This is a genomic window from Mesorhizobium sp. YM1C-6-2 (genome assembly GCF_003666685.1).
Taxonomy (GTDB): Bacteria; Pseudomonadota; Alphaproteobacteria; order Rhizobiales; family Rhizobiaceae; genus Mesorhizobium_K.
Window position 1 is genome coordinate 178130 of sequence record NZ_RCIZ01000005.1, and the last position, 12764, is coordinate 190893.

Here is a 12764-nt window from a genome sequence, read left to right on the forward strand (position 1 = left end):
CAGAATTCCCGGTTACGCGCCAAAGATAGACCATCCGGTGCGCTGCGCCAGCATCTCCAGCGCCTGCGAGCCGAGCAGCGAATTGCCGTTTTCGTTGAGACCCGGCGACCACACCGCGATGGAAGCCTTGCCGGGGGCGACCACCAGTATGCCGCCGCCGACGCCGCTTTTTCCTGGCAGACCGACCCGGTAGGCGAAGTCGCCCGAGCCGTCATAATGGCCGCAGGTCAACATCAGCGCATTGATGCGCCGCGCCCTGCCGCGCGAAACGACCGAGCGTCCCGTCGCCGGATTGTACCCGCCGGCGGCGAGGAACAGGCCGGCGCGCGAGAGCTGCCGGCACGTCATGGCAAGCGCACAATGATGGAAATAGACGCCCAGCACATGCTCGGCCGGATGATCGAGCTTTCCGAAGGCGCGCATGAATTGCGCGAGCGCCACGTTGCGGAAACCGGTCTCGGTCTCCGAGCGCGCGACGCGCTGGTCGATGACGATGGAATCGTCGCCCGCCAGGAAGCGGACGAACTGGACGATCTCGCCGATCGTCTCCTTCGGCTGGTGCCCGGCCAGGAGCACGTCGGCCACGGCGATGGCGCCGGCATTGATGAAGGGATTGCGCGGCTTGCCCTCTTCGCGCTCCAGCTGGACGATCGAGTTGAAGGGGGTGCCGGACGGCTCGCGGCCGACCCGGTTCCAAAGCCGGTCGCCAACCATGCCGAGGGCCAGCGTCAGCGTGAACACCTTGGACACGCTCTGGATCGAGAAGGGCGTGTCGGCGTCGCCGGCCACGAACTCCTGCCCATCGACTGTGGTGACAGCTATGCCGAAATGGGCAGGATCGACCTCGGCCAGCGGCGGTATGTAGTCCGCGACCTTGCCGCGCTCGGTGCGCGCGGCGATCTCCTGGTGGATCTCATTGACCAGCGTCTGCAGATCGTCCATCAGCGATCTCCCATTCCACAGACGAAAAAGCCGCCCGGAGGCGGCTTTCTCACAAATTCAGCGCGCTGAACCCGATTAGCGCGAGTAGAACTCGACCACCAGGTTCGGCTCCATCTGCACCGCGAAGGGCACTTCTGCGAGGCCGGGAACGCGGTTGTAGGTCGCGACCATCTTGTTGTGATCGACCTCGATGTAGTCAGGAACGTCGCGCTCTGCGAGCTGCACCGCTTCCAGAACGGTGACGAGCTGCTTCGACTTCTCGCGCACCTCGATCACGTCGCCGACCTTGCAGCGATACGAGCCGATGTTGGTGCGGCGGCCGTTCACGTTCACATGCCCGTGGTTGATGAACTGGCGGGCGGCGAAAATGGTCGGCACGAACTTGGCGCGATAGACGATGGCGTCGAGGCGCGACTCCAGCAGGCCGATCAGGTTCTCGGAAGTGTCGCCCTTGCGGCGGTTGGCTTCCTCGTAGATCTTGCGGAACTGCTTTTCCGAAACGTCGCCGTAGTGACCCTTCAGCTTCTGCTTGGCGCGCAGCTGCAGGCCGAAGTCGGACAGCTTGCCCTTGCGGCGCTGGCCGTGCTGGCCGGGGCCGTATTCGCGCTTGTTGACCGGGGACTTCGGGCGGCCCCAGATGTTTTCGCCGAGACGGCGGTCGATCTTGTATTTCGCGGATTCGCGCTTGCTCATCGCATTCCCTTTCAAAACGATGCACCCGAAAGCCCATGCCCCGGGTGAAGGAAACGCGCCCTCCTCTGGCCTCCGTTTTCGAGACCTGACAGGGTTTCCCACGCACGCTTTGCGGAAAAACCCACGGGACACGTCAAATAAAACACCGGGCATTGCTGCCCGGCGATGGCGGCGAGATAGGCCAAAGCCGGCGAATTGTCAACGCTTGCAGCAGGCCGACGCGTCAGTGCTTCGGCGTCTTCTTCGGCAGGCCCTTGCGTTTGGTCTCGGCGAATTCCTCGAGTTGCTTCTCGCTCATCGACTCGTACATGCCGCGAGAGGCGCCCTTCAGCTCGCTCTTCTTCGTGTCGCCCCGTTTGGCCGAAAGTGCCGCTCCGGCCGCCTTTTGCTGAACTTGGGATTTGGCAGGCATTGCATAGCTCCCTTTCAGGTTGACTGCCAATCAAACGTCGTGACGATTGCCAGGTTCCGAGCGGGAGCCACGCGAAGTATGGCCGGTTATGACGCCTACCAACCCCAGAACCGGCTGGTCGAGATCGGCGAGCGCATCTGGGTCGCGGACGGACCGGTGCTGCAGTGGTTCGGCATGCCCTTTCCGACGCGCATGACGGTCGTGCTCCTTGAGGACGGCGGCGTCTGGGTCCACTCACCTATAGCGCCCGCTCCCGAACTTGTGACCGCCGTGGAGCGGCTGGGGCCGGTGCGGCACCTCGTATCGCCCAACAAGATCCATCACGTCTCCATCGGAGCCTGGGCAACACGCTTTCCGGACGCGGTCACCTGGGCCTCGCCGGACGTGCGCCGAAGATCGTCCGTGCCGTTCGACCGCGACCTGGAAGATCGGCCGCCGCCGGACTGGGCTGCATGCATCGACCAGCGTATCGCGCGCGGATCGAGGTCGTTGGAGGAAGTCGTGTTCTTCCACAGGCCATCGCGGACGCTGATCCTCGCCGACCTCATCGAGAACTTCGAGCGCGAGCGTCTGCACGGCCTGTTTGCCCGGGCGCTGGCGCGTCTCGGCGGCGTGCTCGCGCCCAGCGGCAAGACACCGCTCGACCTGCGCCTGTCCTTCCTCCGCGGCATGGACAGGATGCGCGGCACCGTCGACTGGATGCTAGCCTGCGCGCCCGAGCGCGTCGTCATCGCGCATGGGCAATGGTTCGCGCGAGACGGCGCCGCCGTCGTGGCGCGGGCATTCGCCTGGGTCAGGCGGTGACGGGCTGCCGGACCGTCAGGCCGAACCCCTGCATCAGCCGGCTCGTGGCGAATTCCGGCTTGCCTGACGTGAAGACCGCGATATCGGCGCGTTCAGCCGCCGCCGCGGGCAGAACGGGCGCACGCTGCGCTGCCAGCAGCGACAGCGCCCGCCTGGCGATCGCCTCGGCGGGATCGAGCCAGTCGACCGGCCAGGGCGCTGTCTTGCGCATGCGGTTCGCCAGGAACGGGTAGTGCGTGCAGGCGAGCACGACGATGTCGGTGCGCGCCCCGTCCTGCTCGATGAAGCAGGGCGCTATCTCGGCGCGCACGGCCTCCTCGTCGACGAAACCGTCGCGCATGTAGATTTCCGCGAGCGCGGCGAGCTTGTCGCTGCCGACAAGCCGGACATGGCATCTCGACGCCCACTGCGTGATCAGGTCACGCGTATACTGGCGCTTCACCGTGCCCGGCGTCGCAAGCACGGAGACGAGGCCCGAGCGTGTCCGTTCCGCCGCCGGCTTGATGGCTGGCACGGTGCCGACAAAGGGATGGCCGGGAAACCGCTCCCGCAAGGCCTCGATCACCAGCGTCGAGGCGGTGTTGCATGCGATCACCGATATCTCGGGATCGTAGCGCTCCAGCAGGTCGGCAAAGAGGGTCAGGATGCGCTCCCTCAGCGCGGGCTCCTCCCAGGCTCCATAGGGGAAACCGGCGTCGTCGGCGACATAGACGAAGCGGCGGTCCGGGATCAGCACGCGCGCCTCGCGCAGCACGGTAAGCCCGCCTATGCCCGAATCGAACATCAGGACCGGCTGGTCAGCCATCGCTGCGCTCCTTGTCCTGCGGCGCGGGCTTGCGGCGATAATCGCCTTCACCATGCGCCTCGCGGTCGGACCGGGCCTTGCGTTCCGGGTATCCCCGGCCGCGCGGGGTCTTCGGCGAGAAATAGTCGAGCGAGGCCAAGACGCCGCGCAGCACCTTTATCTCGGCCTCCGTGAAGCCAGGGCGGGTGAGCACGGCGCGCAGATTGTCGAGCATCTTCGGCTTCTTCGTCGCCGGCCGGAAATAGCCGCGCGCATCGAGCGCCGCTTCCAGATGATCGAGCAGGCCGTGGACGTGATGTTTTTCGGCCGGCGTCACGTCCGGGCCTGCGAAATTGGTGTCCGTCTCGCTTTCCAGGCCCGACTTCATCCACTCATAGGACATCAGCAGCACCGCCTGCGCGATGTTCAGCGAGGCGAATTCGGGATTGACCGGGAAGGTGACGATCTCGTCGGCGAGCGCTACCTCCTCGTTGTAGAGGCCGAAGCGCTCGCGCCCGAACAGGATGCCGGTCTTCTCACCGGCGCTTGCCCGCGACTTCAGCGCCCTGCCCGCCTCGACCGGACCGCGCACTGGCTTGAAGCCGTCGCGCTCGCGCGCCGTGGTCGCGAAGACGAAGTTGAGATCGGCGACGGCCGAAGCGAGATCGTCAAAGAGCCTGACGCCGTCGATGACGTGGTCGGCGCGGCTCGCCGCGGCCCGCGCCTTGTCGTTCGGCCAGCCGTCGCGCGGATTGACGAGCCTGAGCTCGGACAGCCCGAAATTCGCCATGGCGCGCGCGACCATGCCGATGTTCTCCCCAAGCTGCGGCTCGACCAGGATGATGGCCGGACCAGCTGCCGGCCTTGCTTTCTTGTTGTCTGAATCGTTCATGGCGCCAAGTGACTGTCGTTTGCGGCTTTTGCGCGTCCCTGCCATAATCCGCCGTGAAAATGAAGTTTCGGCAAAAGGCTGGCCGTGACGAACGAGCTTGCTGAAAGGATCAGGGCCAGGCTGGGCGGCGATCCCAATGTCGGCGAGATCCGCATGTTCGGCGGCATCTGCTTCACACTGAACCGCAACATGCTGGTAGGCACGATGAAGGACGGGACGCTGCTTGCTCGCGTCGGCGAGGAGCAGGAGGAGGCTGCGCTCGCCAAACCCGGCGCCTCCAGGATGAATTTCACCGGCCGGGAGATGAAGGGGTTCATCATCGTTGCGCAAGGCGCGCTCGACGACAAGGCGCTGAAAGGCTGGATCGCCATGGCGACTTCCTACGTTGGCGCGCTGCCGCCGAAGGCTGAGAAAGAGTCCAGGCGAAAAAACGCCTGAAGTCCCCTCCTTCCCGACGGCCAGCCTGCCCCTGATGTCGTTGGCCGGGCCAACCTTTCCCGGGACAGCGTGGATTGCTTCACATGGCTGTTACAGCCCCCGCCTACGACCGTCACTGGTTCCCAGCCACGCAACCAGTCACGGAGCAATCGAACCATGACCGAACACCCCCCTGTTGCCGCCTCCGGTTTCAGAACCAGCCTTCTCGAGGAAGCGGACGGCCCGGCGCACAATCCCACTGCAAATCCCACCATGGGCGAAATCATCGCCATCCGCTTCTCGCGCCGCGACCTGCTCAAGGGCGCGCTTGCCGTTTCCGCCATCTCGGCGACCGTCGCGCCCGCTGCTCTCCTGACCGCCGAGAGCGCGCGCGCCGCCGGTGCGTCGGCCTTCACCTTCGGAGAGGTCGAGGCGGGCGTTGACGAGAACCATCACGTCGCGACCGGCTACGACGCCGACGTACTGCTGCGCTGGGGCGACCCTCTCTTCCCCGACGCTCCCGAGTTCGACCCGACCGAGCAGAGCGCCGAAAGCCAGAGCAAGCAGTTCGGCTACAACAACGATTTCGTCGGCTACATCCCGTTGCCAGATGCGGCAAATCCCGCCGAGCACGGCCTGCTCGTGGTCAATCACGAATATACCAACGAACACCTGATGTTCCCGGGCATCGTCACCATCGTGGAGGGCAAGGCCGAGGTCGCGCCCGCCGACAAGAACCGCGTCGACATCGAGATGGCCGCACATGGCGGCACGATCGCCGAGATCCGCAAGGTCGACGGCAAGTGGCAATTGGTGAAGGACTCGCCCTACAACCGCCGCATCACCGCGACGACCGAAATGGAAATTACCGGCCCTGCGGCCGGCAGCGAGCGCCTGAAGACCGGCGCCGACCAGACCGGCAGCAAGGTTCTCGGCACGGTCAACAACTGCGCCGGCGGCGTGACGCCCTGGGGCACCTACATCATGGCCGAGGAGAATTTCCACGGTTATTTCATTGGCGAATTGCAGGCCGGCCACAAGGAAACAGCCAACTACGAGCGTCTCGGCGTGCCGGACGCGACCTATGAATGGGGCCGCTTTTACGATCGCTTCGATCTTTCCAAGGAGCCTAACGAGCCGAACCGCTTCGGCTGGATCGTCGAGGTCGATCCCCTAGACGCCAACTCGGTGCCGAAAAAGCGCAGCGCGCTCGGCCGCACCAAACATGAGGGAGCGGAATCGATCGTCTCGAAGGATGGCCGCGTGGTCTTCTATCTCGGCGACGACGAGCGCTTCGACTACGTCTACAAATTCGTCACCGCCGGCACCTTCAACGCCAACGACCGCGCCGCCAACATGAACCTGCTCGACGAAGGCACGCTCTACGTTGCCCGCTTCGCCGCGGACGGCACCATCGAATGGCTGCCGCTCGTCCACGGCGAGGGGCAGCTCACCGCCGAGAACGGCTTCGCCAGCCAGGCCGACATCGTCATCGAGACACGCAAGGCGGCCGACCTGCTCGGCGCGACCAAGATGGACCGCCCCGAGGACGTCCAGCCCAACCCGGTCAACGGTCGCGTCTATGTCATGCTCACCAACAATACCAAGCGCCAGGCGGATCAGGTCGAGCCTGCCAATCCGCGCGCGGACAACGCCTTCGGCCACATCATCGAGATCGCCGAGGCGGACGGCGACTTCGCGGCAACGTCAGGCAAGTGGGAAGTGCTGCTGCAATGCGGCGATCCCTCGGTCGCGGAGGTTGGCGCCACCTTCTCGACCGAAACGACCAGGAACGGCTGGTTCGGCATGCCTGACAACTGCGCCATCGACGCGGCGGGCCGGCTCTGGGTCTCGACGGACGGCAACAATCCCAAGGCCACCGGCCGCACTGACGGCCTGTGGGCGGTCGATACCGAAGGCGATGCGCGCGCCACGTCGAAGCTGTTCTATCGCGTGCCGGTCGGCGCCGAACTCTGCGGCCCGACCTTCACGCCCGACGACCAGTCGCTGTTCGTGGCCGTCCAGCATCCGGGCGACGGCGGCGACGACTGGGAGCCATTCGGCCGCCCCTCCTACTACGAGGACCTGTCGACCCGCTGGCCCGATTTCAAGGACGACGTTCCGGTGCGTCCGGCCGTCGTGGCGATCACCAGGCAGGGCGGCGGCAAGATCGGCGCCTGAGCCGGCTTGTCGCAGTCACGGGCAACGGCGCGGCTTCCCGCGCTGTTGCTTCAGGCGGGCAGGTTGGGACTATTGTTCCCCGGCCTGAATGGAGAGCGCGCTCATCGAGGCGAATGTCTCATGGCGGCAGAGATAGATCGCCTTGCCCGGCAGCTTGGAAAAATCGCCGCCTAGCTCCAGGCAGAGATCGGCAAGCTGATAATCCTTCCAGACGAGCCGCCCCCCGGCGAACACGGGCCGGTCGGGCAGCGGCAGCTTGACGCCGATCTGTTCCTCGACGCGTCGATCCAGTTCGGGTTGGTCCTGTGCCGCGGCGGGCGTGCAGGCGAGAGCTGCAAGCATCGAAAATGCAAGCGGCGCGGAAATGATCGGCTTGGTCGGCATGGCTGGCTGGTCCCTTCGCTAGGAGATATGCCGGAGAGAACGGCCGCCCCCAGCGCTTATTCCCTCCGCACAGTTGAAAAATCATCGTCGCAGCCACTGCGCGCCGCTACGGAGGGATGCTTATTCGTCGGCGGCCGATGGCCACCGTTTCAGGCACCGCCGGCCGCTTTGCCTTCCTCGCATCGGGTGCTATAGGGGCCGCATTCCCAATCCCACGGGCGCTTTGGCCCAACTCCCGAACGAGGCATAGAATGGCGAAGATCAAGGTGGACAATCCTGTCGTCGAGCTCGACGGCGACGAGATGACCCGCATCATCTGGCAGTTCATCAAGGACAAGCTGATCCACCCCTATCTCGACATCGACCTCAAATATTACGACCTCGGCGTCGAGCACCGCGACGCCACCGAAGACCAGGTCACGATCGACGCGGCAAATGCTATCAAGAAATACGGCGTCGGCGTGAAATGCGCCACCATCACCCCCGACGAGGCGCGCGTCGAGGAATTCAAGCTGAAGAAGATGTGGAAGTCGCCCAACGGCACGATCCGCAACATCCTCGGCGGCACCATCTTCCGCGAGCCGATCATCATGAAGAACGTGCCGCGCCTCGTGCCGGGCTGGACGCAGCCGATCATCGTCGGCCGCCACGCCTATGGCGACCAGTACCGCGCCACCGACTTCAAATTCCCCGGCAAGGGCAAGCTCTCGATCAAGTTCGTCGGCGAGGACGGCAAGACGATCGAGCACGAAGTGTTCGACGCACCGTCGGCGGGTGTCGCGATGGCGATGTACAATCTCGATGACTCGATCCGCGAATTCGCGCGCGCCTCGCTGAACTACGGCCTGCTGCGCAACTACCCGGTCTATCTGTCGACCAAGAACACCATCCTCAAGGTCTATGACGGCCGCTTCAAGGACATCTTCCAGGAAGTTTACGAGCAGGAGTTCGAGGCGCAGTTCAAGGAAAAGAAGATCTGGTACGAGCACCGCCTGATCGACGACATGGTGGCCTCCAGCCTGAAGTGGTCGGGCGGCTACGTCTGGGCCTGCAAGAACTATGACGGCGACGTGCAGTCCGATACGGTCGCGCAAGGCTTTGGCTCGCTCGGCCTGATGACCTCGGTGCTGATGACGCCGGACGGCAAGACGGTCGAGGCCGAGGCCGCGCACGGTACCGTCACCCGCCACTACCGCCAGCACCAGAAGGGCGAGGAGACCTCGACCAACTCGATCGCCTCGATCTTCGCCTGGACGCGCGGGCTCGCGCATCGCGCCAAGCTCGACAACAATGCCGAGCTCAAGAAGTTCGCCGACACGCTGGAGAAGGTCTGCATCCAGACGGTCGAGTCCGGCTTCATGACCAAGGACCTGTCGCTGCTGATCGGTCCCGACCAGCCGTGGCTGTCGACCACCGGCTTCCTCGACAAGATCGACGAGAACCTCAAGAAGGCGATGACCGCCTGATCAGGCTTTCAGGGCGGGGGCTTGTTCCCCCGCCTGCCCCGCGCTGGCTTTCAGCGCTGCCTTCTCCACTGGCGACAGGTCGAGCCAGTGACGGCCCTGCAGCGCGGCCTCCAGGGCGTAGAGCGCGTTCAGCGTGACGTGCGAGCCGAACCGGAATTTCAGCCGCCGCCAGGTTTCGACCGCACCAAGCTGCCGTAGCTCGGCTGCCGTCTTCACGTCGATTTCGGCCAGCATCCGGACGGTCGCCGGCCCGAGATTCTTCAGATCGTCGAGCCGGTCCGGCATTGGCTGCCCCAGGGGTTGCGTCAGGCCGCTTCGAGGGCCGCCCTGACCGCCGCAATGGCATCGGCCGCCCTGGTCGCATCCGGACCGCCGGCCTGGGCCATGTCGGGACGGCCGCCGCCGCCCTGACCGCCGAGCGCGGCGGATGCGGTGCGCACCAGATCGACGGCGCTGAAGCGCTTGGTCAGATCGTCGGTGACGCCGACGACGACGCTCGCCTTCCCGTCCTCGCCTGCGCCGACGAAGACAACGACGCCGGAAACCAGAGACGTCTTGCCGGCGTCGGCAAGCGACTTCAGATCCTTCGGTGCAACGCCGGTGACCGACTTGCCGAGGAAGCCGACGCCGGCCACGGTTTCCTTCTCCGTGGTGCCGTCGCCGCCGGCGGGCGCGCCGCCGCCAAGCGCCAGCTTCTTGCGGGCGTCCGACAGCTCGCGCTCCAGCTTCTTGCGCTCATCGAGCAGAGCTTCCACCCGCGCGGGCACGTCGCCCGGCGCGACCTTCAGCGTCGCCGCGACCGATTTCAGGCGGCGGTCCTGCTCGTCGAGATGCCTTCGCGCAGCCTCGCCGGTCAGCGCCTCGATGCGGCGCACGCCGGCCGCGACCGCGCCGTCCGACACGATGCGCACCAGGCCGATATCGCCGGTCGACCTCACATGGGTGCCGCCGCAGAGCTCGACCGAATAGGGCCGGTTGGCCTTGGCGCCGTGCAGGCCGGTGCCCATCGAGACGACACGCACCTCGTCGCCGTACTTCTCGCCGAACAGCGCCATCGCGCCCTCGGCGATGGCATCGTCGACCGACATCAGACGCGTGGTGACCGGGCTGTTCTGCACGACGATCTCGTTGGCCATGCGCTCGACTTCCTCGAGCTCTTCATTGGAGATCGGCTTGTTGTGCGAGATGTCGAAACGCAGGCGCTCGGGCGCGACCAGCGACCCCTTCTGCGCGACATGGGTGCCCAGCACCTCGCGCAGCGCCTCGTGGATCAGGTGCGTGGCGGAGTGGTTGGAACGCAGCCGCGTGCGGCGCGCATGGTCGACCTTCAGTTCGACGGCGGCTCCCACCTTCACCGAGCCTTTCGTGACCTTGCCGTAGTGCACGAAAAGGCCGTCGGCCTTCTTCTGCGTGTCGGTCACGTCGATCGAAAAACCTTCGCCCGAGATGGTTCCGGTGTCGCCCATCTGGCCGCCGGACTCGCCGTAGAACGGCGTCTGGTTGACGACCACGGCGACCGCTTCGCCCGTCTCGGCGGTGTCGACGACGGCGCCGGCCTTCACCAGGGACAGCACTATGCCTTCGGCAACTTCCGTCTCGTAGCCGAGGAACTCGGTCGCGCCGGCCTTCTCGCGAACGGGGAACCAGACTGTCTCCGTCGCCGCCTCGCCGGAACCGGCCCAGCTCTTGCGGGCTTCGGCCTTCTGGCGCTCCATCGCGTCCTGGAAGCCATCGAGGTTGACCGAAATCTCGCGCTGGCGCAGCGCATCCTGGGTCAGGTCGAGCGGGAAGCCGTAGGTGTCGTAGAGCTTGAACGCCGTCTCGCCGTCGAGCATGTCGCCGGCCTTGAGCCCCGCAGCCGCGTCCTCCAGCAGGCCAAGCCCGCGCGACAGCGTCTTGCGGAACCGCGTCTCCTCCAGCTTCAGCGTCTCGGTGATGAGCGCCTCGCCGCGCACCAGCTCCGGATAGGCCTGGCCCATCTCGCGGATCAGGGCCGGCACCAGCTTCCACATCAGCGGCTCGGATGCGCCGAGCAACTGCCCATGGCGCATGGCGCGTCGCATGATGCGGCGAAGCACGTAGCCGCGCCCCTCATTCGAAGGCAGGACGCCGTCGGCGACCAGGAAGGCGGAGGAGCGCAGATGGTCGGCTATGACCCGGAACGACGCCACTGTATCGGCATCGGGACCGCGGCCGAGCGCGGAAGCGGTGAAGTCGATCAGATGGCGGAAAAGATCGGTCTCGAAGACGCTGTCCACGCCCTGCAGGATGGAGGCCATGCGCTCCAGGCCCATGCCGGTGTCGATCGAAGGGCGCGGGAGATCGATGCGCTCCTCCTTCGTCACCTGCTCGTACTGCATGAAGACGAGGTTCCAGAACTCCAGGAAGCGGTCGCCGTCCTCCTCCGGGCTGCCGGGAGGGCCGCCCCAGATGTGCTCGCCGCGATCGATGAATATCTCCGAGCACGGACCGCACGGACCGGTATCGCCCATCGCCCAGAAATTGTCAGAGGTCGGGATGCGGATGATGCGGTCGTCTGAAAAGCCGGCGATCTTCTTCCAGAGCGCGGCGGCGTCGTCGTCCGTATGGTAGACCGTGACGAGCAGCTTGTCCTTCTTCAGCCCGAAATCCCTGGTGATCAGGTTCCAGGCGAGCTCGATGGCCCGTTCCTTGAAATAGTCGCCGAAGGAGAAGTTGCCGAGCATCTCGAAGAAGGTGAGATGGCGCGCGGTGTAGCCGACATTGTCGAGGTCGTTGTGCTTGCCGCCGGCGCGCACGCTCTTCTGCGCGGTGGTGGCGCGCGAATAGGAACGCTGCTCCAGCCCGGTGAAGACGTTCTTGAACTGCACCATGCCGGCATTGGTGAACATCAGCGTCGGATCGTTGCGCGGCACCAGCGGGCTCGAGGCGACGACCTCGTGTCCGTGCTTCCTGAAATAGTCGAGGAATGTCGACCTGATCTCGTTTACGCCACTCATGCGGTTGCCTTCTGGTGCACCGGCCGGATCGGCCGGGAAATTCAAGTTCAGGCCTTTTAGCGGCCGCTCCTATAGCTGTCCAGAAACTCGGATGGAGCTGAGTGGCGCCGGCGTCCACCTCCCCCTTGAGGGAGGTCGGTGAGCCCGAGCGTAGCGAGGGCGAGCCGGGTGGGGTCGGAGGATGCAGCGCTCCGGCGGTTTTCTTGTGTACCGCGATTCATAGATCCCCCCTCTGCGTCTTCTTGCGCTGAGCACTTCGCCGGCGACCCCACCCGTCCAACCGCCTCCGGCGGTTGTCCACCCTCCCCTCAAGGGGGAGGGGTACCGGCGCGTTTCATCATCGCCACGCCTCGTTTCCGATCTGGCCGTTGAAAGAAGTCGGGAAGACGGGAGGGTCGTGACCACCAGTCTAGTTTTAATGTGGGTGGTCGCTCGACCCAGCCTGACCCCTTGGCGTCAGGCGGCGGAAGGCTTTGGGCCTCCGCCCCCGTCCGGTGTCTGTCGCCACCTTCGGCCGGGCACACGTCCTGTCGGCCACGAGATACTCCAGTGGTCCGGGACGTACGGTGCTCCGTCTGCCTCCGTCGCAGAGCCGACCGATAATCTGGCCGCCTCCGCCGGGCATGCCGGCCTGTCGGGCGCCCTCGGGACCGTGGAACCGCTTCCACGGGTGGGAGGTCACCGCCGCCCTCCCCGTCATCCGGTCCATGACCCGGGTTCCCGCGAGAGCGATGCAAGGATTATGTGGGAGGTCAGCGGGTTGTGAATGAACCGGCCGGGGACCGCGAGCAGAAATCGTACAAGCTATTGA

At 65.4% G+C, this 12764-nt stretch carries 12 protein-coding genes; 4 read left to right on the forward strand and 8 right to left on the reverse strand.

Going from position 1 to position 12764, the window contains the following annotated elements; translation table 11 throughout:
* Positions 1-12: 12 nt before the first annotated feature.
* From D8676_RS15080 to D8676_RS15090, 3 genes are all read right to left on the reverse strand, one after another.
* The gene (locus D8676_RS15080; protein WP_121581902.1) at positions 13-942 is read right to left on the reverse strand and encodes a glutaminase; all 930 of its coding nucleotides are present in this window, start codon (positions 940-942) and stop codon (positions 13-15) included.
* A 75-nt stretch (positions 943-1017) separates the two neighbouring features.
* Positions 1018-1635 carry a 30S ribosomal protein S4 gene (gene rpsD / locus D8676_RS15085; protein WP_121581903.1) on the reverse strand — a complete coding sequence of 206 codons (618 nt, stop codon included), beginning with the start codon at positions 1633-1635 and terminating at the stop codon, positions 1018-1020.
* 223 nt (positions 1636-1858) lie between these two features.
* A complete protein-coding gene (locus tag D8676_RS15090; protein WP_121581904.1) occupies positions 1859-2047 on the reverse strand; it encodes a DUF3008 family protein in 189 nt (62 codons plus the stop codon).
* A gap of 78 nt (positions 2048-2125) precedes the next feature.
* Between D8676_RS15090 and D8676_RS15095 the strand changes: the two genes are divergently transcribed.
* Complete coding sequence (locus D8676_RS15095; RefSeq protein ID WP_121581905.1) at positions 2126-2851, forward strand: DUF4336 domain-containing protein; 726 nt, start codon at positions 2126-2128, stop codon at positions 2849-2851.
* Here D8676_RS15095 and murI read toward each other — a convergent pair.
* Positions 2841-3656, reverse strand: coding sequence for a glutamate racemase (gene murI, locus D8676_RS15100; RefSeq protein WP_121581906.1), 816 nt, complete (start codon positions 3654-3656; stop codon positions 2841-2843). The genes D8676_RS15095 and murI overlap by 11 nt on opposite strands.
* The gene (locus D8676_RS15105; protein ID WP_121581907.1) at positions 3649-4527 is read right to left on the reverse strand and encodes an RNA methyltransferase; all 879 of its coding nucleotides are present in this window, start codon (positions 4525-4527) and stop codon (positions 3649-3651) included. The genes murI and D8676_RS15105 overlap by 8 nt, the downstream gene beginning before the upstream one ends.
* 84 nt (positions 4528-4611) lie before the next feature.
* On the opposite strand from D8676_RS15105, the gene D8676_RS15110 reads away from it, so the two are divergent.
* Both D8676_RS15110 and D8676_RS15115 read left to right on the forward strand, forming a co-directional pair.
* The gene (locus tag D8676_RS15110; RefSeq protein ID WP_210210728.1) at positions 4612-4965 is read left to right on the forward strand and encodes a TfoX/Sxy family protein; all 354 of its coding nucleotides are present in this window, start codon (positions 4612-4614) and stop codon (positions 4963-4965) included.
* Between the two features lie 156 nt (positions 4966-5121).
* Positions 5122-7125, forward strand: a complete 2004-nt coding sequence (locus D8676_RS15115; RefSeq protein ID WP_121581909.1) for a PhoX family phosphatase — start codon at positions 5122-5124, stop codon at positions 7123-7125.
* Positions 7126-7194: 69 nt separating this feature from the next.
* On the opposite strand, the gene D8676_RS15120 is transcribed toward D8676_RS15115, so the two are convergent.
* Positions 7195-7509 (reverse strand): hypothetical protein, encoded by a 315-nt coding sequence (locus D8676_RS15120; RefSeq protein ID WP_121581910.1) that lies wholly within the window; start codon positions 7507-7509, stop codon positions 7195-7197.
* 251 nt (positions 7510-7760) lie between these two features.
* Here D8676_RS15120 and D8676_RS15125 point away from each other — a divergent pair, with 251 nt between their 5' ends.
* Positions 7761-8975, forward strand: a complete 1215-nt coding sequence (locus D8676_RS15125; protein ID WP_121581911.1) for an NADP-dependent isocitrate dehydrogenase — start codon at positions 7761-7763, stop codon at positions 8973-8975.
* Here D8676_RS15125 and D8676_RS15130 read toward each other — a convergent pair whose 3' ends face one another.
* Together D8676_RS15130 and alaS are read right to left on the reverse strand one after the other, a co-directional pair.
* The gene (locus tag D8676_RS15130; protein ID WP_121581912.1) at positions 8976-9260 is read right to left on the reverse strand and encodes a TfoX/Sxy family protein; all 285 of its coding nucleotides are present in this window, start codon (positions 9258-9260) and stop codon (positions 8976-8978) included.
* 20 nt (positions 9261-9280) lie between these two features.
* Positions 9281-11953: an alanine--tRNA ligase gene (gene alaS / locus D8676_RS15135; RefSeq protein ID WP_121582077.1), complete on the reverse strand. Its 2673-nt coding sequence runs from the start codon at positions 11951-11953 to the stop codon at positions 9281-9283.
* Positions 11954-12764: the final 811 nt, after the last annotated feature.